We start from the raw sequence: 18,658 nt of genomic DNA on the forward strand, positions 1-18,658 counted from the left end.
TCGGCGGGTCAGCCCACCGAGTCGAGCAGCCGGGCGGTGTGCATCCGCCCGGCGTACTCGACGAGCCGGATCAGCACCTCCTTTCCCGAGTCGCGGTCGCGGGCGTCGCAGAGGACCACGGGCGTGCCCTGGTCGAGGTCGAGGGCGCGGCAGACGTCGTGGGCACCGTAGGCGCGGGCGCCGGCGAAGCAGTTGACGGCCACGACGAACGGGATGTGCCGGTGCTCGAAGTAGTCCACGGCCGGGAAGCAGTCCTCCAGCCGCCGGGTGTCCGCCAGGACCACCGCTCCGAGGGCACCCTGTGACAGCTCGTCCCACAGGAACCAGAAGCGGTCCTGGCCCGGTGTGCCGAAGAGGTAGAGCGACAGGTCTGAGCGGATGGTGATGCGGCCGAAGTCCATGGCCACGGTGGTGGTGACCTTCTGGTCCACACCGTCGGTGTCGTCGACCAACTGCCCGGCCTCGCTGAGCAGTTCCTCGGTGCGCAGCGGGCGGATCTCACTGACCGCGCCGACCAGGGTGGTCTTGCCCACGCCGAATCCGCCGGCGACCAGAATCTTCAGCGCCAGGGCGGACGTCCCGCCGTCCGTGGCGTCGGGGTGCTCGGAGACCATGATCACTTCTCTCGGGGGTGGGAGTCGCGGCCGACGGCGCGGCATGGGTGCGGTGGGTGGTGAACTGTCATCTACAGCGCCCGCAATCCCGCGATGACCTCGCGCAGAATGCGTTCGTCGGGCAATTGCGCAGGGGGTACCGGGCGGCTGATCGTGACGCAACCCAGGTCCAGCAGGTCGCCCAGCAGCACCCTGATCACGCCCACGGCAAGGTCCGCGCCCGCGGCGAGTTCGGCGACCGACTGGGTTTCCGTGCGGCACAGGTCGACGAGCGTGTGGTGCTCGGGGCCGAGCGCGGGATCACCGTCGGCGGGAAGGCCGCCGGGGTCGAGTGTGACGAGTGCGATCAGGTCGAAGCGCACTCCGGTGGGGCCGGGTCTGGTGCGGCCGCCGGTCATGGCGTAGGGACGGACGAGAGGTCCGGCCTCGCCGTCGTACCACTGGCTGCCCTGCTCCCGCGAGGCGTCCGCGGTGTCCTCGGTCATCTGTGCCGACCGCCCTCTCCGTTCATCCGGCGGCAGGCGGCCGCGCGGCGACCCGGGGGGCCGTGTACAGGTGTTCGCCGACGCGCCTGACCAGCCGTGCCATCTCGTACGCGACGAGTCCGATGTCGGCCGTGACCGCGGTGAGGACGGCGAGGCAGGAGCCGTCTCCGGCGGCGGCCACGAAGAGGAAGGCGTCGTCCATCTCCACCATGGTCTGGCGGACGCCGCCGACTCCGAAGTGCCGCCCGGTGCCCTTGGCGAGGCTGTGGAAGCCGGAGGCGACGGCGGCGAGGTGCTCGGCGTCCGCGCGCGCGAGGCCGGTGGAGGCGCCCACGGCCAGGCCGTCGTTGGACAGCACCACGGCGTGCCGTACGTCGCCCACGCGGGTCACCAGGTCGTCCAGCAACCAGTCGAGTTCGCCGGACCTCCCCCGCTCTCGGCTTCGCTCGAGCGGGGGGATCCCCATGGCGGCCCTCATGCTCGGGTCCTGGATCATGCGAGGTCTCCTTCGCTGCTGTCGCTGCCCGCTTCGGGACCGGGGGCGGCTCCGCGGCCGGGTCGCCTGCCGCCGCCGCGCGTCCAGCCGTCGCGGTAGGCCGCCATGCGGTCCCGCACCAGTTCGGGGGTGCGCCGGTCTTCGCTGTGCGCGTCCGGGGCCGGGGACGGCTTCTCGGGGCGGTGTTCGCGCAGTTGGGGTGCCAGACTCGCCTGCCGTGTCCGGCGCGGGAGGTCGTCGGAGCCCTCGGAGTCGTTCGGGGGGCGGTGCAGCCGCAAGGTGGTGACTCCCGGGGGTGGGGTTTCGGACGCGGGTTCTGCCGGGGGCCGGCCGGTGGCCGCGAGGACGGGCCGGTCGGCGGACACGGCCGCGGCCTCCTGGGGTGAGCGGACGCCGGACACGCGCGCGTACGCCGGGTGCTCGGCCGGTTCCGGGCCGGCCGCCGAACGGTCGGCGGCTTCCGCGGCGCCGCTGTGCAGCAGGGCGGTGGGCACCAGGACCACGGCGGTGGTGCCGCCGTAGGGCGAGGTGCTCAGGTGCACCTTGACGCTGTGCCGCGCGGCGAGCCTGCTGACCACGAAGAGGCCCAGGCGGTCGCTGTCGAACAGGTCGAGCGCCTCGGACTGCTCGATGCGCCGGTTGGCCTCGGCGAGCGTCTCGGGGCCCATGCCCAGGCCGCGGTCCTCGATCTCCAGGGCGTAGCCGTTGCCGACGGGTTCGCCCGTGACACGTACGCGCGTGTGGGGTGGTGAGAACTGGGCGGCGTTCTCCACGAGTTCGGCCAGCAGATGGGTGAGGTCGGCGACGGCGGCGCCGACGACGGATGCCTCGGGGAGCTGCCTCACCTCCACGCGCGCGTAGTCCTCGACTTCGGAGACGGCCGCGCGTACGACGTTGGTGAGGGCGACGGGCATGCGCCAGGCCCGTCCGGGCGCCGCCCCGGAGAGGATGATCAGGCTTTCCGCGTGGCGTCGCATGCGGGTGGTGAGGTGGTCGAGCCGGAAGAGGTCGCCGAGCTCGTTAGGGTCGTCCGAGCGGCGTTCCATGCTGTCCAGCAGGCTCAGTTGGCGGTGCACCAGGACCTGGCTGCGGCGGGCGAGGTTGACGAAGACCCCGGAGATGCCGCTGGCGAGTTCGGCTCGCTCCACGGCGGCGCGCAGGGCGGCGCGGTGCACCGTTCTGAGGGCCTCGGCGACCTGGCCGGTCTCGTCCTCGGCGGGCGGCTCCGGAGGGGCCTCGGTCCGGATGTCGATGTCCTCTCCGGCGCGCAGTCTCCGCATCGCCTCGGGAAGTTTGCGGCGGGCGATCTCCAGTGCGCCGTTGCGCAAGCCCACCAGCTCGACCACGAGGGCGCGTCCGATCCGTACGGAGATGACGAGCGAGGCGGCGACTGCGGCGAGGCCGAAGAGGACGGCGGCGCCGGCCGGGGTGAGCAGGCCGCGGCTGTACGGATCGGCCCGGCCCGCGACGGTGCTCGCGGCGTCGGTTCCGATGGCCCGCATTCCGTCCCGCACGCGCGCGTGGGCGGTCTCCCAGTCGGCTGCCGGAGCCGCGTCGACCGCGCGGACGCCCCGGCCGGCGGCCAGAATCTTGTCCTCGAGGGTGCCGACGCTGGTGTAGGCGCCGCTCGCGGCGAGCTTCTGCCAGGCGCCGCGCTGGGCATCGGGCAGGTCGGCGACGGCGGTGTCGGTGAGTGTGCGGCGCGTGTCGACGGCGCCGGTGAACAGCCGCAGTCGTTCGCCCGTGAGACCGCCCGCGAGGCGGGCGCCTGCGAGTACGACGTCCTCCTGTGCCAGTGCCTCCTGCGCGCGGGAGAACTCGAGGAGCACGCGCGCGTCGGAGCCGAGGTCGGCCTGCTGGATGCCGGTGAGGGCGCCGTCCACTCCGAAGGCGCTGCTGATGGTCCGCGTGTACTGCCCGTACGTCTCCTCCCAGCCGGCGCGCCGGTCGAGCACCGCCGTGCGCAGTGGGCCCAGGTGCTCGGCCCCGGTGACGAAGGCGTCCAGGCGCTGTGCGACACCGGAGGGCAGTTCCTCACTGTCCGCGACGGTGTTGTCGTCACCGAGCCGCAGCCGGGCCACGGACCGGTCGGTGCGGCCGGCGAGGGTCCGCAGTTCGCCGCCCTGTCCGGTGGCCGGATCGGTCGCGTACCGCACGGCGGCCGCGCGCTCGGCCTGGAGGGCGGTGACGGCGTCTGCGAGCGGGGTGCGCAGTTCCGCGTCCACGCGCTGCGACCGGCGCAGTCGTGACACGTCCTGGGCGGTGCTGACGGTGGCGTACGCCCACAGGGCGAGCAGGGACACGACGGGCACCATCAGGAGGCAGACGACCTTGGCCCGTACGGTCCGGGGCCGGAGCCGCCTGCGTGCCGCGCGCGTGGGAGCGCCGTCCGGGGCCTGGCCGAGGGTGTCGTCGGGGTCCTCGTCGGCGGGTCGTCCGGCATGGGCGCGACGGCCGCGCGCGGGCGGCGGGGACGGCGTCTGGGCGCCTGGGGTGGTCCTACGGGGTGTACGCATGGCCTTCTCGCTCGGAAGTGGGTCGTGGGCCCGCTCTGCGGCGGGAGGCCGGTCAGCCGGCCGGGTTGTGCACCGGACGCTGGGCGGAGGCGGATGCCTCGCGTTCCCCGGCGGTCGGTGAGAGGGCGACGAAGGCCGAGGTGATGAAGAGGTAGGACCCGAGGCCGACGGCGAGGGGGAAGATGAACTGCATCGCCGTGGCCCCGGGCAGGACCTCGCCGGAGGGAGTGACGTGCACACGGACCGCGAACATGCCGGTGTAGTGCATGCTGCTGACGGCCGCTCCCATGACGAGCGAGGCGACGGTGACCGCGATGGGCGACTTGATGTTGAGCCCGGCCCACAGGGCCGCCGTCGCGGCGACCACGGCGATCAGGACGGAGACCCCGACGAGTACCGGGTCGTAGGTCACGTCGCCGTGCAGCCGCACCGCGGCCATACCGAGGTAGTGCATGCTCGCCACGCCCAGCCCGGTGGTGAGGCCGCCGAGCAGCAGGGCGCGGGTGCGGTCGCGGCTGTAGCCGACGGCGAAGACGCCGGCGCAGACGACGATCATGGCGACCAGGAGGCTGAGGATGGTCAGCGGCACGTCGTAGCGGATGTCGGTGCCGCTGACGCTGAAGCCGAGCATGGCCACGAAGTGCATGGTCCAGATGCCGGTGCCGATCGCGGAGGCCGCGGTGACGAGCCAGTTGCGGCGCGCCCGGCCGGTGGTGCCGAGCGCGCGGACGGTGCAGCGCAGTCCCAGGGCGGCGCCGATGCAGGCCATCACGTACGACAGCGCGGGGGTCAGCCAGCCGAGGGAGGCGTGGTCCAGGTGTCCCATGGCCCCGGAACGCTAGCCCCGGCAGGGGCGTACAAAGGGGGCGCATTTCGAAAGGTGCCGGAATCTGGCACAGACGTGCGCCGGAACGATCGCGTCACGTTCGAACATGCGCGCAGGGCGCCCCTCCATACAAGTGAGGGATCATGCGCACCATGAGCGACGATCACACACACGTCCAGGAGTTCTTCACCGCCCGAGCGGACGACTGGGACAGCAGGTTCCCGGACGACGGCCCGGCCTACGCGGCCGCCGTGGCCGATCTCGGGCTGCGCCGCGGCGACCACGTGCTCGACGCCGGCTGCGGCACGGGACGCGCTCTGCCGCCGCTGCGCACGGCCGTGGGGCCGTCCGGCGTCGTCATCGGGGTCGACCTGACACCGGCGATGCTGCGGGCCGCCGTACGGGCGGGGCGGGATCGTCACGCGCGACTGCTGCTGGCCGACGTCGCCGCGCTGCCCCTGCGGTCCCGGTCGTTCGACGCCGTGTTCGGCGCGGGCCTGATCGCGCACCTGCCGCATCCGTCGGAGAACCTCCGGGAACTGGCGCGCGTGGTGCGGCCCGGCGGCACCCTGGCTCTGTTCCACCCGATCGGGCGGGCCGCGCTGGCAGACCGCCAGGGCCGTCGCATCACCCAGGACGACCTGCGCGCCGAGGGCAATCTGAGGCCACTGCTGGCCGGTTCCGGATGGCGCATGAGGTCGTACGTCGACGAGGACGCCCGTTTCCTGGCGCTGGCGGTCCGCGAGGGATAGCTCCTGTCGCCCGGCCTCAGGCTGTGGCACGGGGCAAATCCGTCCCCGCGACCGCCGCCACGAACGCGTCGGGGTTGTCGAACATGATGTTGTGGCCGGCGGCCGGCACCGTCCGCACGCGCACCCCCGCCGCCTCCAGCCGCTCCCTGCCGGGCAGTTCACCACTCAGCTCGCCCTGGAGATACACGCGCTCGATCCCCAGCCCCTCCAGGATGGTGCGCATCACGGGGTCCGAGCCCCGCCTCAGGCCGACGGCACTGCGGTGCAGTCCGCGCGGGTCGGCCAGCCGCATGGTCGACGCCCACAGCGGGCCGACCCTCTCCAGCACGCGCGCGTACCCGCCCGCCACGAAGTCCTCCTCCTCGTACGAGGCGATTCCGCTGCTGCCCGCGGCGGCCGGCGGAAAGGCGTCGAGATTGGCCTCGGTGAGGACGAGCCGGGAGACCAGGTCGGGCCGCCGGTGGGCGAGCACGAGTGCGACGGCGCCGCCCATGCTGTGCCCGATCAGCTCGGCTCCCGTCACGCCCGATGCGTCCAGCGCGGCCGCCACGGCGTCGGCGTGCTCCTCCAGGGTGTAGCCGAAGGCCTCCGGTCGGTCGCTCACGCCGTGCCCGGGCAGGTCGACGAACAGGCTGCGCCGGCCGGCGAGTTCGGGCCGGGCCGCGATGTGCGCGTGGTACACGGCCGAGGCCGCCCCCAGCCCGTGCAGGTACACGCGCGCGGGTTCGGCACCCGGGGTCTCGGTCCAGCGGACGCGGTTTCCCCTGTCATCGAACTCGGCGTGCTTCATCAGGTCCTCCTTGGTCACAGCCGCGGCGGCGGTCGGCGCATCCGACAATACCTCGGTCACGATGTATTACGGAACAGATATACCCGCCACCGGATATACGAGCGCTACGACATACAGCGGACCTGGGAGAGAATGCGGGCATGCTGGAGCTCGCCATCCTCGGATTCCTGTACGACGCCCCGCTGCACGGCTACGTCCTGCGCAAGCACATCGCTGCGCTGACGGGCCATGTACGGCCCATCGCCGAGAGCACGCTGTACCCCGCGATCAAGCGTCTGGAGAAGGCCGGCCTGCTGGCGCGTGCCACCGAGCCGGGCTCCGTGGCCGCGCCGCGCCACGTGCTGACGCTGACCGAGGAGGGCAGGCGCGAATTGCGGCACAGGCTCGCCGAACCGGCCCCGCGCGACATCACCGACGAGAACCGCTGGTTCACGGTGCTCGCGTTTCTCCGGCACCTCGAGGACCCGGCCGCGCAGGCCGAGGTGCTGCGGCGCCGACTGGCCTTCCTGGAGGAGCCGGCCAGCTTCTTCTACGACGGCGACCGGCCGCTGCGCGCGGAGGAGCTGGACGATCCGTTCCGGCGCGGCATCCTCACCGTCGCCCGGGCCACGAGCCGGGCGGAACTCGCCTGGCTGCGCGAGACCCTTGCCTCACTCGACAGGCTCGGCAGCCGCCGCGCGTAGCGGGGTACGCGCGAGGAGGGAAGGCCGCTTCACCGCGTTGTCCCTCTTTTGCCACCGCGGCTCCATCTCTACGTTGAGCAACGACGGATGGACGATCAGCAAGAGACGCCACTCAGGGGAAGGTGGTCCGCATGTGGGGCAGGATCCGCGAGAAGATCGCCCGGCCGGCCGTCTCGGGGCGCGCGGAGACGGGTGGGGACGGTGAAAAACGCACACACAACTTGTTCGATGCCGCGGCCGCCTATGTGTCGGCCCGCGCGGAGGACGACCAGGACCGGATCGACGAGGCCGCGTCCTGGGTGTCGCCGGAGGCACTGTCGTTCGGGGTGAGCGAGCTGGCGTGCCGGGCCGTCATGGCGCTGGCCCGGGAACGCGACGAGTCACCGCGGAAGGTGGCCCGTGACCTGCTGGGGCTGCCTGTGGCCTGATCCGAGCCCGGCGAGCGGCATTTCGCCCCGTCCAGGTGGATACCTGCAGCTCCGCGTGGTGGCAGTCGTGACAACGGCGTTCCCCTCGCACTAGGGTGCGCGCCGTTGGACGAACCACTGGGGAGGCTGGGATGCCTGGGACGGAAGAGGAGGCCGTCGCCGCCGCGGACGATGCGCTCTACGTGCTCACGGCTGTGCTGCTGACGCCGGCGCAGTTTCCGAGCGTGCTGGGCGACGACTATCCGGAGGCGTGCGCCGCGCTCGGCCTGGCGCCGTACGCGGACGGCTACGGCCTGGTGCTCGGCCAGGACGGCGACGGCGCTCGCTGGACGGTCGTCATCGACGACGTCTCGCTGGTCGCCGTCGCGATCGCCTCCTGGGACTGCGGCATGGAGTACGAGCTGTCGCCCGACGAGCGCACGGTCGTCGCCGCTCTGCCCGGCTGGCCCCTGGCGGTCGCCGTCGCCGCTCCGAACGTGCCCGCGCCACACGACCCCGGCCCCGACGCCGTGGACCGGCCGGTGCTGACCCCGCCGGACACCACCTCCTGGGGCCCGGCCCAGCGGCGTCTGGGCGCCGATGAGATCGCCTCCCAGTGGGCCATGTGGCGGGGGCAGATCGACGATGCCGACTTCCCGACACCGGACGGCTCCGGACCGGCACAGGACGGCCCAGGGGACGCGCGTGACGACGGAGCGGACACGCAGGACGGCGGCGGGGCGGACACACCGCCCCAAGGCCACCGCGGCATCCGGCGTGCCCTGGCCGAAGCTCGCGCGTACGTGGACACGCCACCGCCGCTCGGCAGGGTCCGCTCGTCGTTCGCGCCGGGGGACGCCCGCACGCTGCGCGCGGACGGCCCGGGCTGGTCGATGGTGGCCCGCACCGATGACATGGCCTTCGTGCTGCTCGACGACGAACCGGGCGAGGTGCTGCCGGTGGGCCGGGGCCCGGAGCTGCCCGGTCTGCTGGAGGCACTCGACAAGCTGGCGGTACGGCCGAACTGACGCCGTCGGCGCCGTGCCAGGTGCCGACGGCGGTGCGGGTCACCCGCTCCTGTCCGGGTCGATCAGGAGGGCCTCCATCGCGATGTCCGGGTCCTCGTGGGCCCTGAGCGCTGCCAGTTCGGCCCGCCACGGCTCCGCCCAGTCCGTTCTGCGACCGCCGACCCGGACCAGCGCCAGGGCGAGCGCCCCGGACGCGGCCGTCGCACGCGTGCGCAGACCGCGAGCGGCGGCGAGCAGGGCCGCGCGCGTGGGCGGCCGGTCCAGGTCCACGGGTACGTAGTCGGTGATGCCAGGGATGCGTCCCGGGCTCGTTTCGCACAACCGCGCCAAACGGTTCCACCGGTGCTCCTCATGGAGTCCGTGGCGCACGGCCTCCACCGCGGCCTCCCAGCTGAGGCGTGCGGCGTCGGTCTGCAGCCCGACGGACTCCAGCGTGCCGGCCAGACCGTCCAGGAGATGCAGGGCCTTGCCGCGTCCGAGGCCCTGCCGTATGGCCTCGCACCACTGGTGCAGGCGCCGCAACGCCTCGACGCGTGCTTCAGGATCGTCGGCGCGGACCCGCTCGGCCATGGCGTCGAATGCGCTGCGGGCGGCGGCTTCCGCGGCCGGTCCCGGCGGGAAGAACATCAACTGCTCTGCCGCCGCCTGCCAGACCCGGTGCGGCCGGTCCGGGTCCGCCATCACCTCGGACAGCGCGCGCAGGGCGTCGGTGGCCTCGGGGGTGAGCCAGCCCGCGAGCGCCCGGCAGGCGGCCACCACGGCGTCCTCGCCACCCTCCTCGACGAGCCGCACGAGGAACGCCCTGTACGGCTCGCCCTTGGTGCCGGGGACCGCCTGCACGCGCGCGTGCACGACGGCGTCCTGTACGGCGGGTTCGTCGGCCGCCGCGCGCAGCCGGTCCGAAACGCCGGAGCGGTCGATGTCGGGCAGCAGCACGCGGGCCAGTACGGCCCGGACGTCCGGGTGCTGTCCGGGAGCGTCCCAGGCGGCCAGGAGAGCCTCGAACGCGCCGTCCAGGGCGCCGAGGGCGCGGACGGCCTCCTTGCGCGTGCCCACGGGCGCGTCGGTGGCCGCCGCGACGGGCGCCAGCAGGGCCACGGCGTCGCGGTCGGGGACTTGCTCCAGGAGCCGCCGCAGCGCGGCCAGTGCGGCCCGTCCGCGCACTCCTCCGGTCGCGGCGTGCCGCAGCAGGAGGTCCCGCAGTTCGGCGCGGGCGGCCTCCGGCGTGCGGTCGGTGGCCTGGTCGGCGTCCCCGAGGGCGGTGAGTGCCGCCGCGGCCACCGGCTGCGGAGCCTCCCGTGCCAGTGCCGTCAGCCGCCAGGGATCCCTCAGCAGGGCGGCGGCGTCGGCACGGGTGCGCAGGGGCGCGGTTTCGTCGGCGGCCACGCGGGCGAGGTGCTCGGCCCACGCGTCCCGCTGGCCGGGCAGCCACCGGCCCATGGCCCCAGGGTGCACCTTGGGCGCCCAGGGCGCCGGGCGGGGCCGTACCCGCCCGGTGAACCGTTCTCGCGCGGCCGCGAGGACGGTGTCCAGGAGGTCCGTGCGCCGGACGGCGAGGGTCCGCAGGACGATCGGCAGGGTCGCGAAGGTGGCGTCCAGGGCGACGAGTTCGGCGCAGCGCCTCTCCCGCAGGTGCTTCGGCCGGACCCAGACCGCCGCGGCACGGGCGGCGAGTTCCGGGTCGTCACAGGTGAGCGCGACCTGTCGGGCCGCGGAGTCCAGGGCGGGCAGGGCGGCGAGCCGGTGCGCGAGGAGTTCGGCGAGCGCCGTGGTGACGTCGGGCCGGTTCCGCGCCGGTCCGGAGGTGGCCTCCCAGATGGCCCGGGCCGCCTCCTCGTCGACGCTCAGGGCGGTCACCGCGCGGGCGTGCGGCGCCGCGAGCACGACCTGGCCCAGCAGTCCGGCCACATGAGTGGCGCGGTCGCGCAGGCCGGCCCGTGCGGCCTGTTCGACGACGCGGCGCAGCAGCCGCTCGGCGGCGGCCAGGCAGGCCGGTGTCGTGTCCCGCGACTGGACGGTGGTGAGCACGGCGTCGCGCAGCACGCGTTCGGGCAGGGCGGCCAGTAGCCGCGGCGCGGCACCCGCGAGTTGCTCCAGGGTCCAGCGGCGTACGTCCGCCTGGTCGTGCCAGGCGCGTTCGCAGTCGGCCGCGATCCGGGCGAACTCATCGGGGTCCCCCTCGAGTTCCGCGCAGGCCAGCAGCGCCGGCCAGGCCGGGGCCCGGTGGTGGGACCGGTGGTTCGACGTCAGTTCCCGTAGCACCGGTTCGGCGTCGGCCAGCGGCAGGGCCGCGGCCAGCCGGGCCTGGATCCAGGGGCGGTTGCTGTGGCGGTCCAGCCGGGGCCGGAGCAGTTCCGCGCGGTCGGCGGGGGTGAGGGCGGCGAACAGGCTGAGCGGGGCGCTCCACAGCCGTCTGCCGCCGGGGAACCGGCGCTCGGCGACACTTCGCCGGTCCGCCGCCGGCAGGAGCGCCAGCAGCCCGTCGGGGGTGACCTCACGACGTTCCGGGCCGCGCATGCGGCTGCCGGTGGCCGGACAGCGCTCGGCCAGGAACGCTAGGTCCTCGGCGGGCAGTTCGCGCAGTGCCCGCCGTACGGAGGGCGGTAGTGGCCCGGCGGGTACGGAGTGCTGGGGCAGCCGGCCGTCCTCGTCGGGTTCCGCCGCGCGCAGGATGGCCGCCGCTTCGGCGGGTCGTCGGAGCGCCGAGAGGACCCCCGGGGAGGTGAGCAGGGCCGGCGCCCGTTCCATGAGCAGGAGTGCCGTGCCGGGATCGCGATGGGCGGCGATCGAGGCGACGGCGCGGTACCGGGTCATGAAGCGGTGCCTCGCCTGCCGCGGACACCCTTCGAACCGTGCGGCGAGATACCCGGCCACGGCTCTCGGTGCGGTGCGGGCGAGGGAGTTGAGAACACCCTGGGCGGGATCGAAGCGGCTCAGCCAGGCCGCCGCGGTCTCGGCGGGGCACGCGGGCAGCAACGCGGCCGCGTCACGCACCCCGTGCCGCTCGTGCACGCGAGGCAGCAGCCGGGCGGCGAGCGCGTGCCGACGGCTGAGCCTGAGCAGCCGGAAAGTGTCGTGACGGATGGCCCTGATCTCGCTCAGGGCCAGTCGTTCCAGGGCGTGTTCGGGGACCGGCAGCCGGATGGCGGCCGCGCGGGCCCGGCGCCCGAGCAGGGGATCCGCAAGGGCATCGGCCACTCGTTCCAGATCACGCCGTACGACGGCCAGGAACAGCGCGGTGTGCCGTTCGTCGCGGTCGCCGGTGTCCAGGGCGTGGTGCAGGGTTTCGTAGGCGTCCGGGGTGAGAGTGCGGGCGTAGCGCGCCAGGGCACTCATGCGTTCCGGGAACGGCAGGGGATCGAAGTGGGCCCTCAGCCAGGCAGGCGTCAGCGGCGCCTGCGGAGGGAGGGGCTGTCGGGACGGCGTCTGCGACGCCTCGTGTCCGGCCATCAGCGCTCACCGTGGAGTCGCTGGGCCTCCTTTCCATACGTCATGGCCGTCATCGTGGTCCTCCGGTGATCAACGGCGCAAGTGAATTTGCGGCCTTCGGCTCATCGCCGTCCGCGGACCGGACCGTCGGCCGGCCCGGGGACGGCACTGTGGTCGACTCGCCTCAGCGGCCGATCTCCTTGCGCGTGACGCGGCGCAGCCTGCGTCGCTGCGAGGGATCCAGCGCGAGGTACGCGGCCGCCGGCACTCCCAGGACGATCAGGAACGAGACCCACCAGGGCAGCCATATCAGCAGGATGAGCCCGACCGCCACACCTCCTGCGGCGATCTTCGCGTTGTTCGACATGAGCGTCGCCTCCTCTGCGGCCACTGCCGCTCTCTGATGTGAGAACGGGCCCGCGCTTCCCACGGTTCCAGACCGTAACCCTGAGACGTCCCTGAGGCCCGGCCCTTACGCACCCCTGAGGACCGTCTCCCCCGAAAGCCGATAACCACCGCCTTCCCGCGCAAGCCGACGAGTGGGCGACGCCCCGTGTTCACCTGCCGGCCGTGCACGGTTTCGCCGTGGGCCCAAATCTGGCCGCGTCAGCGAAATTGCCCACCAGGAGGCAGGATGTCCCCGCACACCACCAGCCGGAGCCGCGTCCACCGCACCGTCGCGACCGGTCTGCCGCTGGCCCTGGCGGCCGCTCTCGTGGCGGCCGGTACGGCCGCGGCGGCACCCTCGGGGGACGCGTACGTCACCCGCACGGCCACGCTCGGCGACATCCCCCTCGGCGCGTTCAGCAACGGGCTGCTGCCCGGCAGCGTGGACGACGACCGGGGCATCGACCTCGGCGGCATCGGCAGCGACATCTATCCGGCGGGCCGCAAGGGCGAGTACTGGACGGTTTCCGACCGGGGCCCCAACGGCCAGATCAAGGTCGCCGGCAAGAAGCGCCGCACCTTCCCGCTACCGGGCTTCGACCCGGCGATCGTGAAGGTCTGGGTGTCCGGCGACACCGTCAAGGTGATCGACGCCGTCCCGATCACCACATCCTCCGGAAAGCCCGTCACCGGGCTGCCGAACCAGCAGGGCCGCGACGAGGCGCCGTACACCTACGACGCCGCCACGCAGCTGTCGTACAACCCGAACGGCCTGGACACCGAGGGGATCGTGCGGGCCGAGGACGGCACCTTCTGGCTCGTCGACGAGTACGGCCCGTCCCTGATCCACGTCTCCGCGCGCGGGAAGGTGCTCACGCGCTACGTGCCCCGAGGGCTCGGTCTCACCGGCACGGACTACCCGGTCGTGGAGGCCCTGCCGTCGGTGCTGCTGCACCGGAAGATCAATCGCGGCTTCGAAGGGCTGGCCCAGCTGCCCGGCGGTGATCTCGTGATAGCGCTGCAGAGCCCGCTCTCGCTGCCGGACGCGGACGCCGGGGACGCGTCGCGGACGACCCGGCTGCTGCGGTTCTCGCCGAGGAAGAAGGCGGCCACCGCCGAGTACGCCTACCGGTTCGACCCGGTGAACGTGGTCGACCCGAGCGAGGACGACACGTCGGAGCTCAAGATCTCCTCCGTGGTGGCCGTGGGCCGTGACCGGCTCCTGGTGGAGGAGCGCACCGACAAGGCGGCCCGGCTCCAGCTGGTGAAGCTCCAGCGAAAGTCGGACATCCTCGGTGGTCCCTGGGACGACGACACGACGTCTCCGTCCCTGGAGCAGCTCGACGACCCGGCGACCGCGGGCGTCCCAGTGCTCACCAAGCGCCTCGTCGTCGACCTGGGCAAGGTCGCCGGAGTGCCCGGGAAGATCGAGGGCATCGCGCGCGTGGACGACGACACGCTGGCGCTCATCAACGACAACGACTTCGGGATGACGGACGGCGCGGGCGCCTTCGACGCGCAGGGCCGGCTGGTGGACAGCGGTGTCGAGACGACGGTGACGTACGTCCGGCTGCCCGACGGCATCTGACGGGCAGCCGGTCTCAGGGCAGGTCCGGGAGCGAGGTGATGAGCGACTCCACATCGCTCGGCACCTCGCTCGGCAGCACGCTGGGGAACCCCGACGGCAGACCGCTCGGCAGCCCGGAGGGCAGGCCCGACGGCAGCCTGCTGGGCAGTTCAGTCGGCAGACCCGACGAGGGCCACGCGGAGCCGCTGGAAGTGGCCGTGCTCTCCGGCCGCTGGTCGTCCGGGGAGCCGTCACCCCCGGAGGCCATCAGGACGACGGCGAGGACTGCCACGGCCGCCGCGAGTACGGCCAGGACGGCGAAGAGCGGACCCCGGCGCCTCCGCGGGCCGGGGCCCGGCCTGTCGGCAGGCGGTCCGAAACCGCCGCCCGGCGGTCCGGGCGGCGGAGGCGGTACGGATGGTGTGGTCATACCGTCCACCATCGCCTCATGCGGTTAATCGGGCGACCGGCGCACGGAAGTTGACACCGGCTCACACCATGGACCGCACTGTTCCGGAGCATTCCGCGCGCGGGAAGGTCAGCGCCACGCTCGCGTACGCGTCACCGGTTACGCGCGCGTGTGTGCGCTCAGCCGCGCGCCCCTAGCAGGTGGTCCATGGCCAGCTGGTCGAGGCGCTCGAAGGCCATCCCCAGCGCGGCGGCCGCCTCCACGTCGAAGTCCTCGAAGGCCGTGCGGTCGGCGAGCAGCGCCTGGAGGCCGTCCGCGGCGGTCGGCTGGGCCAGCTGGTCCAGACGCGAGGCGCGCAGCGCCTCCTGGACCTCCGGGTCGGCACGGAAGGCGGCCGCACGCTCCTTCAGGATGAGGTAGTTGCGCATGCAGCCGGCCGCCGACGCCCACACGCCGTCGAGGTCCTCGGTCCGCGGCGGCTTGAAGTCGAAGTGGCGGGGACCGTCGTAACCGGCGCTCTCCAGGAGGTCGACCAGCCAGAACGCGGCCCGCAGGTCACCGGCGCCGAAGCGGAGGTCCTGGTCGTACTTGATGCCGGACTGGCCGTTGAGGTCGATGTGGAAGAGCTTGCCCGCCCACAGGGCCTGCGCGATGCCGTGCGGGAAGTTCAGCCCGGCCATCTGCTCGTGGCCGACCTCGGGGTTGACTCCGTACAGCTCCGGCCGCTCGAGGCGCTCGATGAACGCCAGCGCGTGGCCGACGGTGGGCAGCAGGATGTCGCCGCGCGGCTCGTTCGGTTTGGGCTCGATGGCGAAGCGCAGGTCGTAGCCCTGGGAGGTGACGTACTCACCGAGGAGGTCGAAGGCCTCCTTCATACGGTCGAGGGCGACGCGCACGTCCTTGGCGGCGCCGGACTCGGCGCCCTCCCGGCCGCCCCAGGCCACGTACGTCTTCGCGCCCAGCTCGACCGCCAGGTCGATGTTGCGGATGGTCTTGCGCAGCGCGTAACGGCGCACGTCGCGGTCGTTGGCGGTGAACGCGCCGTCCTTGAAGACCGGGTGCGTGAAGAGGTTGGTGGTGGCCATCGGCACGGTCATGCCGGTCGTGTCCAGGGCCTGGCGGAAGCGCTTGATGTGCGACTCGCGCTCGGTGTCCGAGGACCCGAAGGGGATCAGGTCGTCGTCGTGGAACGTCACACCGTAGGCGCCCAGTTCGGCCAGGCGCTGCACCGTCTCGACCGGGTCGAGGGCGCGGCGCGTGGCGTCGCCGAACGGGTCCCGTCCCTGCCAGCCGACGGTCCACAGGCCGAAGGTGAACCTGTGCTCGGGGGTGGGCTGGTAGCTCATGCCGCGGCTCCTTGCTCGCTTGGCTCGCTTGCGACTATTTCGTCATGGCGATTTACAAATTAGTATGCGCTCGCGTCCCTGGGAAGGGACAAGATGTTCTCGAGGTCGGATCTCGAGACCAGATCCCGCGAGCCGCGGAAAGAGGGAGAGCCCGATGTCAGCAGCCGAGGGTCCGCTCGTCGTCGGGGTGGACTCGTCCACCCAGTCCACCAAGGTCCTGGTCGTCGACGCGGCCACCGGGCGGATCGTGGCGAGCGGCCAGGCGCCGCACACGGTCTCCTCCGGCGCCGGCCGGGAGAGCGACCCCCGCCAGTGGTGGGAAGCCCTGTGCACGGCGCTGCACCAGTGCGGGGACGCGGCCCACGAGGCGGCCGCGGTGTCGATCGGCGGCCAGCAGCACGGACTGGTCACCCTGGACGCCCGGGGTGAGCCGGTGCGCCCGGCGCTGCTGTGGAACGACGTGCGCTCGGCGCCGCAGGCCCGCCGGCTCGTAGAGGAGCTGGGCGGCCCGAAGGCCTGGGCGGAGCGGACCGGCAGCGTGCCCGGTGCGTCCTTCACGGTCACGAAGTGGGCCTGGCTCGCCGAGCACGAGCCGGACGCGGTCCGCGCCACCGCGGCCGTACGGCTGCCCCACGACTACCTCACCGGCCACCTGACCGGGCAGGGCACCACCGACCGCGGCGACGCCTCGGGGACGGGCTGGTGGGCGTCCGGGACCGAGGCGTACGACGAGGAGATCCTCGCGCACGTGGGCCTCGACCCGGCACTGCTGCCGCGAGTGGTGCGGCCGGGCGAGGTGGCCGGAACGGTCCGCGACAGCCACGACCTGCCGTTCTCCAAGGGAACCCTGGTCGCTCCCGGCACCGGCGACAACGCGGCGGCAGCCCTTGGCCTGGGGCTGCGCCCGGGCACGCCGGTGCTCAGTCTGGGCACGTCGGGCACCGTGTACGCCGTCTCCAGGCACCGTCCGGCCGACCCGAGCGGCACCGTCGCCGGATTCGCCGACGCCCACGGCGACTGGCTGCCGCTGGCCTGCACCCTGAACTGCACCCTCGCGGTCGACCGCGTGGCGGCCCTGCTGGGCCTGGACCGTGAGGCCGTCGAGCCCGGCACCTCCGTGACGCTCCTGCCCTACCTCGACGGCGAGCGCACCCCGAACCTGCCGAACGCCTCCGGCCTGCTGCACGGCCTGCGCCAGGACACGACCGGCGGGCAGCTCCTACAGGCGGCGTACGACGGTGCCGTGCACTCCCTGCTGGGCGCGCTCGACCTGGTGCTCGACGAGGACGCGGACCGCACCGAGCCGCTGCTGCTGATCGGCGGCGGGGCCCGGGGCGCGGCCTGGCAGCAGACGGTCCGGCGTCTGTCGGGGCGGCCGGTGCAGGTGCCCGAGGCCCGGGAGCTGGTCGCGCTCGGCGCCGCGGCGCAGGCGGCCGGACTGCTGACGGGTGAGGACCCGGCCGCGGTCGCCCGCCGCTGGAACACCACGGCCGGACCGGTGCTGGACGCCGTGGAGCGGGACGAGGAGACGCTGGCCCGGATCGCCGGGGTACTCTCCGACGCGGCGCCGTTGCTGGAGCGGGGGACGGACGGCCGCTGACCGTCCGTCGTCCGGACCACGGCGGCTCGGAAACGGGCCGGCGCACCGACGGAACGACACACTGAACGGAAAGACGGACCGAGGACTGGGGGAGGCATGAGCGCACCGCTGCACGAGGCCCGCCCGGCCGGCCCTGGCCGGGCTCTGCCGGACACACAGCAGGGCATGCGCCGCCGCAACCTCGCCCGGGTGATGCACGCCGTCAACGCCGAGGGGCCGCTCTCGCGCGCCGCGGTCGCCTCGCGCATCGGCCTGACGCGGGCGGCGGTGTCGACACTGGTGGACGAGCTGGTCCGGTGGGGACTGCTGCACGAGCTGGGTCCGGAGCGCCCCGGCCGGGTGGGCCGGCCGGGGTCGGCGCTCGCGGTCAGCGGGCGGGGGCCGGCCGGGATCGGGGCGGAGGTCGGCGTCGACCACCTCGCGGTGTGCGCGGTCGACCTGCGCGGCGAGGTACGGGTCCGGGCCGTCCGGCACCGCGCGAACCGTGGCCGAGCGCCCGGACCGGTGCTCGAGGAGCTCGACGCGCTCGTCCGCCGGGTCGTCGCGGAGGCGGAGCGGGAAGGCCTGTGGCCCGCCGGACTGGCGGTCGCCGTGCCCGGCCTGGTGGCGCGGGACGCCCGCACGGTCGTACGCGCCCCGAACCTCGACTGGCACGACGCCGACCTCGGAGCCCTGCTGCCCACGGGCATACCGCTGACCGTGGACAACGAGGCCAACTTCGGTGCGCTGGCGGAGCTCTGGCTCGGGGCGGACACACCCGGCGACTTCCTGCACGTGTCGGCGGAGATCGGCATCGGCGCCGCGGTCGTCGTGGACGGCGGACTGCTGCGCGGGACACGGGGATTCGCGGGCGAACTGGGGCATGTGCCGGTCCGCCCGGACGGACCCCGGTGCCCGTGCGGCGGGCGGGGCTGCCTGGAGCAGTACGCCGGTGAGGAAGCGGTTCTGCGCGCGGCGGGGCTCGAACCGGGTGAGGACCTCGTCGGGCTGCTCGCCCGGCGGGCCGAGGAGGGGGACGCGGACGTACGGCGGGCGCTCCGCGACGCCGGCACGGCCCTCGGTATAGCCCTGACCGGGGCGGTCAACCTGCTCGACCCCGATTCCGTCGTCCTGGGCGGCGCGCTGGCAGGGCTGTCGCCCTGGCTCCTGCCCTCCCTGGAGACCGAACTGGCGAGCCGCACCGCGGGACCCGCCTGCCCGGTGTCTGTGTCCCGCCTGGGCCCCGAAGGACCGCTGCTGGGCGCCGCGCACTCGGTGATACGCGCCGTCCTGGACGATCCGGCGGCGGTGGCGGAACGAAGCTGAGGAGCGAAGCGGAGCGGA

Annotated in this window: 17 protein-coding genes; 7 read left to right on the forward strand and 10 right to left on the reverse strand. The window is 73.5% G+C overall.

What is annotated here, in order from left to right; genetic code table 11:
* Window positions 1-8: 8 nt before the first annotated feature.
* The 5 genes from ABZ915_RS15315 to ABZ915_RS15335 all read right to left on the reverse strand — a co-directional run bounded on the left by ABZ915_RS15315 (window position 9) and on the right by ABZ915_RS15335 (window position 4,937).
* The gene (locus ABZ915_RS15315) at window positions 9-614 is read right to left on the reverse strand and encodes an ATP/GTP-binding protein (RefSeq protein WP_361801754.1); all 606 of its coding nucleotides are present in this window, start codon (window positions 612-614) and stop codon (window positions 9-11) included.
* 71 nt (window positions 615-685) lie between these two features.
* The gene (locus tag ABZ915_RS15320; protein WP_361801757.1) at window positions 686-1,099 is read right to left on the reverse strand and encodes a DUF742 domain-containing protein; all 414 of its coding nucleotides are present in this window, start codon (window positions 1,097-1,099) and stop codon (window positions 686-688) included.
* 22 nt (window positions 1,100-1,121) lie between these two features.
* The gene (locus tag ABZ915_RS15325; RefSeq protein ID WP_361801760.1) at window positions 1,122-1,595 is read right to left on the reverse strand and encodes a roadblock/LC7 domain-containing protein; all 474 of its coding nucleotides are present in this window, start codon (window positions 1,593-1,595) and stop codon (window positions 1,122-1,124) included.
* On the reverse strand, window positions 1,592-4,111 hold the full coding sequence (locus ABZ915_RS15330; RefSeq protein WP_361801763.1) for a nitrate- and nitrite sensing domain-containing protein: 2,520 nt from the start codon (window positions 4,109-4,111) through the stop codon (window positions 1,592-1,594). Before ABZ915_RS15330 ends, ABZ915_RS15325 begins: the two co-directional genes overlap by 4 nt.
* Before the next feature lie 52 nt (window positions 4,112-4,163).
* The gene (locus ABZ915_RS15335) at window positions 4,164-4,937 is read right to left on the reverse strand and encodes an MHYT domain-containing protein (RefSeq protein ID WP_361801766.1); all 774 of its coding nucleotides are present in this window, start codon (window positions 4,935-4,937) and stop codon (window positions 4,164-4,166) included.
* 152 nt (window positions 4,938-5,089) lie between these two features.
* On the opposite strand from ABZ915_RS15335, the gene ABZ915_RS15340 reads away from it, so the two are divergent.
* On the forward strand, window positions 5,090-5,689 hold the full coding sequence (locus ABZ915_RS15340; protein ID WP_361801769.1) for a class I SAM-dependent methyltransferase: 600 nt from the start codon (window positions 5,090-5,092) through the stop codon (window positions 5,687-5,689).
* Between the two features lie 16 nt (window positions 5,690-5,705).
* On the opposite strand, the gene ABZ915_RS15345 is transcribed toward ABZ915_RS15340, so the two are convergent.
* Window positions 5,706-6,479 (reverse strand): alpha/beta hydrolase, encoded by a 774-nt coding sequence (locus ABZ915_RS15345; protein WP_361802464.1) that lies wholly within the window; start codon window positions 6,477-6,479, stop codon window positions 5,706-5,708.
* Between the two features lie 140 nt (window positions 6,480-6,619).
* Between ABZ915_RS15345 and ABZ915_RS15350 the strand changes: the two genes are divergently transcribed.
* From ABZ915_RS15350 to ABZ915_RS15360, 3 genes are all read left to right on the forward strand, one after another.
* The gene (locus ABZ915_RS15350; protein ID WP_361801772.1) at window positions 6,620-7,162 is read left to right on the forward strand and encodes a PadR family transcriptional regulator; all 543 of its coding nucleotides are present in this window, start codon (window positions 6,620-6,622) and stop codon (window positions 7,160-7,162) included.
* A 131-nt stretch (window positions 7,163-7,293) separates the two neighbouring features.
* Window positions 7,294-7,590, forward strand: a complete 297-nt coding sequence (locus ABZ915_RS15355; RefSeq protein WP_361801775.1) for a hypothetical protein — start codon at window positions 7,294-7,296, stop codon at window positions 7,588-7,590.
* Between the two features lie 131 nt (window positions 7,591-7,721).
* Complete coding sequence (locus tag ABZ915_RS15360; protein WP_361801778.1) at window positions 7,722-8,597, forward strand: hypothetical protein; 876 nt, start codon at window positions 7,722-7,724, stop codon at window positions 8,595-8,597.
* A gap of 39 nt (window positions 8,598-8,636) precedes the next feature.
* Here the strand turns inward: ABZ915_RS15360 and ABZ915_RS15365 are convergent, their stop codons facing one another.
* Together ABZ915_RS15365 and ABZ915_RS15370 are read right to left on the reverse strand one after the other, a co-directional pair.
* On the reverse strand, window positions 8,637-11,933 hold the full coding sequence (locus ABZ915_RS15365; RefSeq protein ID WP_361801781.1) for a hypothetical protein: 3,297 nt from the start codon (window positions 11,931-11,933) through the stop codon (window positions 8,637-8,639).
* Between the two features lie 277 nt (window positions 11,934-12,210).
* Window positions 12,211-12,393 carry a hypothetical protein gene (locus tag ABZ915_RS15370; RefSeq protein WP_361801784.1) on the reverse strand — a complete coding sequence of 61 codons (183 nt, stop codon included), beginning with the start codon at window positions 12,391-12,393 and terminating at the stop codon, window positions 12,211-12,213.
* A gap of 267 nt (window positions 12,394-12,660) precedes the next feature.
* Here ABZ915_RS15370 and ABZ915_RS15375 point away from each other — a divergent pair, with 267 nt between their 5' ends.
* The gene (locus ABZ915_RS15375) at window positions 12,661-14,001 is read left to right on the forward strand and encodes an esterase-like activity of phytase family protein (protein ID WP_361801787.1); all 1,341 of its coding nucleotides are present in this window, start codon (window positions 12,661-12,663) and stop codon (window positions 13,999-14,001) included.
* Between the two features lie 13 nt (window positions 14,002-14,014).
* Here ABZ915_RS15375 and ABZ915_RS15380 read toward each other — a convergent pair whose 3' ends face one another.
* On the reverse strand, window positions 14,015-14,410 hold the full coding sequence (locus ABZ915_RS15380) for a hypothetical protein (RefSeq protein ID WP_361801790.1): 396 nt from the start codon (window positions 14,408-14,410) through the stop codon (window positions 14,015-14,017).
* 158 nt (window positions 14,411-14,568) lie between these two features.
* Window positions 14,569-15,735 (reverse strand): xylose isomerase, encoded by a 1,167-nt coding sequence (xylA, locus tag ABZ915_RS15385; protein WP_361801793.1) that lies wholly within the window; start codon window positions 15,733-15,735, stop codon window positions 14,569-14,571.
* Window positions 15,736-15,889: 154 nt separating this feature from the next.
* On the opposite strand from xylA, the gene xylB reads away from it, so the two are divergent.
* Window positions 15,890-17,335: a xylulokinase gene (gene xylB / locus ABZ915_RS15390; RefSeq protein ID WP_361801796.1), complete on the forward strand. Its 1,446-nt coding sequence runs from the start codon at window positions 15,890-15,892 to the stop codon at window positions 17,333-17,335.
* 96 nt (window positions 17,336-17,431) lie between these two features.
* Window positions 17,432-18,640 carry an ROK family transcriptional regulator gene (locus ABZ915_RS15395; RefSeq protein WP_361801799.1) on the forward strand — a complete coding sequence of 403 codons (1,209 nt, stop codon included), beginning with the start codon at window positions 17,432-17,434 and terminating at the stop codon, window positions 18,638-18,640.
* The last annotated feature ends 18 nt before the right edge of the window (window positions 18,641-18,658 follow it).

The sequence above is a fragment of the Streptomyces sp. NPDC046915 genome (assembly GCF_040644935.1).
In the GTDB taxonomy this organism is placed as follows: domain Bacteria; phylum Actinomycetota; class Actinomycetes; order Streptomycetales; family Streptomycetaceae; genus Streptomyces.

Excerpts from the sequence above, each read along its gene's own strand:
- ABZ915_RS15350 (WP_361801772.1), top strand. The coding sequence starts at position 6,620 with ATGCTGGAGCTCGCCATCCTCGGATTCCTGTACGACGCCCCGCTGCAC.
- ABZ915_RS15360 (WP_361801778.1), top strand. The coding sequence starts at position 7,722 with ATGCCTGGGACGGAAGAGGAGGCCGTCGCCGCCGCGGACGATGCGCTC.
- ABZ915_RS15370 (WP_361801784.1), bottom strand. The coding sequence starts at position 12,393 with ATGTCGAACAACGCGAAGATCGCCGCAGGAGGTGTGGCGGTCGGGCTC.
- ABZ915_RS15340 (WP_361801769.1), top strand. The coding sequence starts at position 5,090 with ATGAGCGACGATCACACACACGTCCAGGAGTTCTTCACCGCCCGAGCG.
- ABZ915_RS15330 (WP_361801763.1), bottom strand. The coding sequence starts at position 4,111 with ATGCGTACACCCCGTAGGACCACCCCAGGCGCCCAGACGCCGTCCCCG.
- ABZ915_RS15365 (WP_361801781.1), bottom strand. The coding sequence starts at position 11,933 with ATGAGTGCCCTGGCGCGCTACGCCCGCACTCTCACCCCGGACGCCTAC.
- ABZ915_RS15325 (WP_361801760.1), bottom strand. The coding sequence starts at position 1,595 with ATGATCCAGGACCCGAGCATGAGGGCCGCCATGGGGATCCCCCCGCTC.
- ABZ915_RS15315 (WP_361801754.1), bottom strand. The coding sequence starts at position 614 with ATGGTCTCCGAGCACCCCGACGCCACGGACGGCGGGACGTCCGCCCTG.
- ABZ915_RS15395 (WP_361801799.1), top strand. The coding sequence starts at position 17,432 with ATGAGCGCACCGCTGCACGAGGCCCGCCCGGCCGGCCCTGGCCGGGCT.
- xylA (WP_361801793.1), bottom strand. The coding sequence starts at position 15,735 with ATGAGCTACCAGCCCACCCCCGAGCACAGGTTCACCTTCGGCCTGTGG.
- ABZ915_RS15355 (WP_361801775.1), top strand. The coding sequence starts at position 7,294 with ATGTGGGGCAGGATCCGCGAGAAGATCGCCCGGCCGGCCGTCTCGGGG.
- xylB (WP_361801796.1), top strand. The coding sequence starts at position 15,890 with ATGTCAGCAGCCGAGGGTCCGCTCGTCGTCGGGGTGGACTCGTCCACC.
- ABZ915_RS15380 (WP_361801790.1), bottom strand. The coding sequence starts at position 14,410 with ATGACCACACCATCCGTACCGCCTCCGCCGCCCGGACCGCCGGGCGGC.
- ABZ915_RS15375 (WP_361801787.1), top strand. The coding sequence starts at position 12,661 with ATGTCCCCGCACACCACCAGCCGGAGCCGCGTCCACCGCACCGTCGCG.
- ABZ915_RS15320 (WP_361801757.1), bottom strand. The coding sequence starts at position 1,099 with ATGACCGAGGACACCGCGGACGCCTCGCGGGAGCAGGGCAGCCAGTGG.
- ABZ915_RS15345 (WP_361802464.1), bottom strand. The coding sequence starts at position 6,479 with ATGAAGCACGCCGAGTTCGATGACAGGGGAAACCGCGTCCGCTGGACC.
- ABZ915_RS15335 (WP_361801766.1), bottom strand. The coding sequence starts at position 4,937 with ATGGGACACCTGGACCACGCCTCCCTCGGCTGGCTGACCCCCGCGCTG.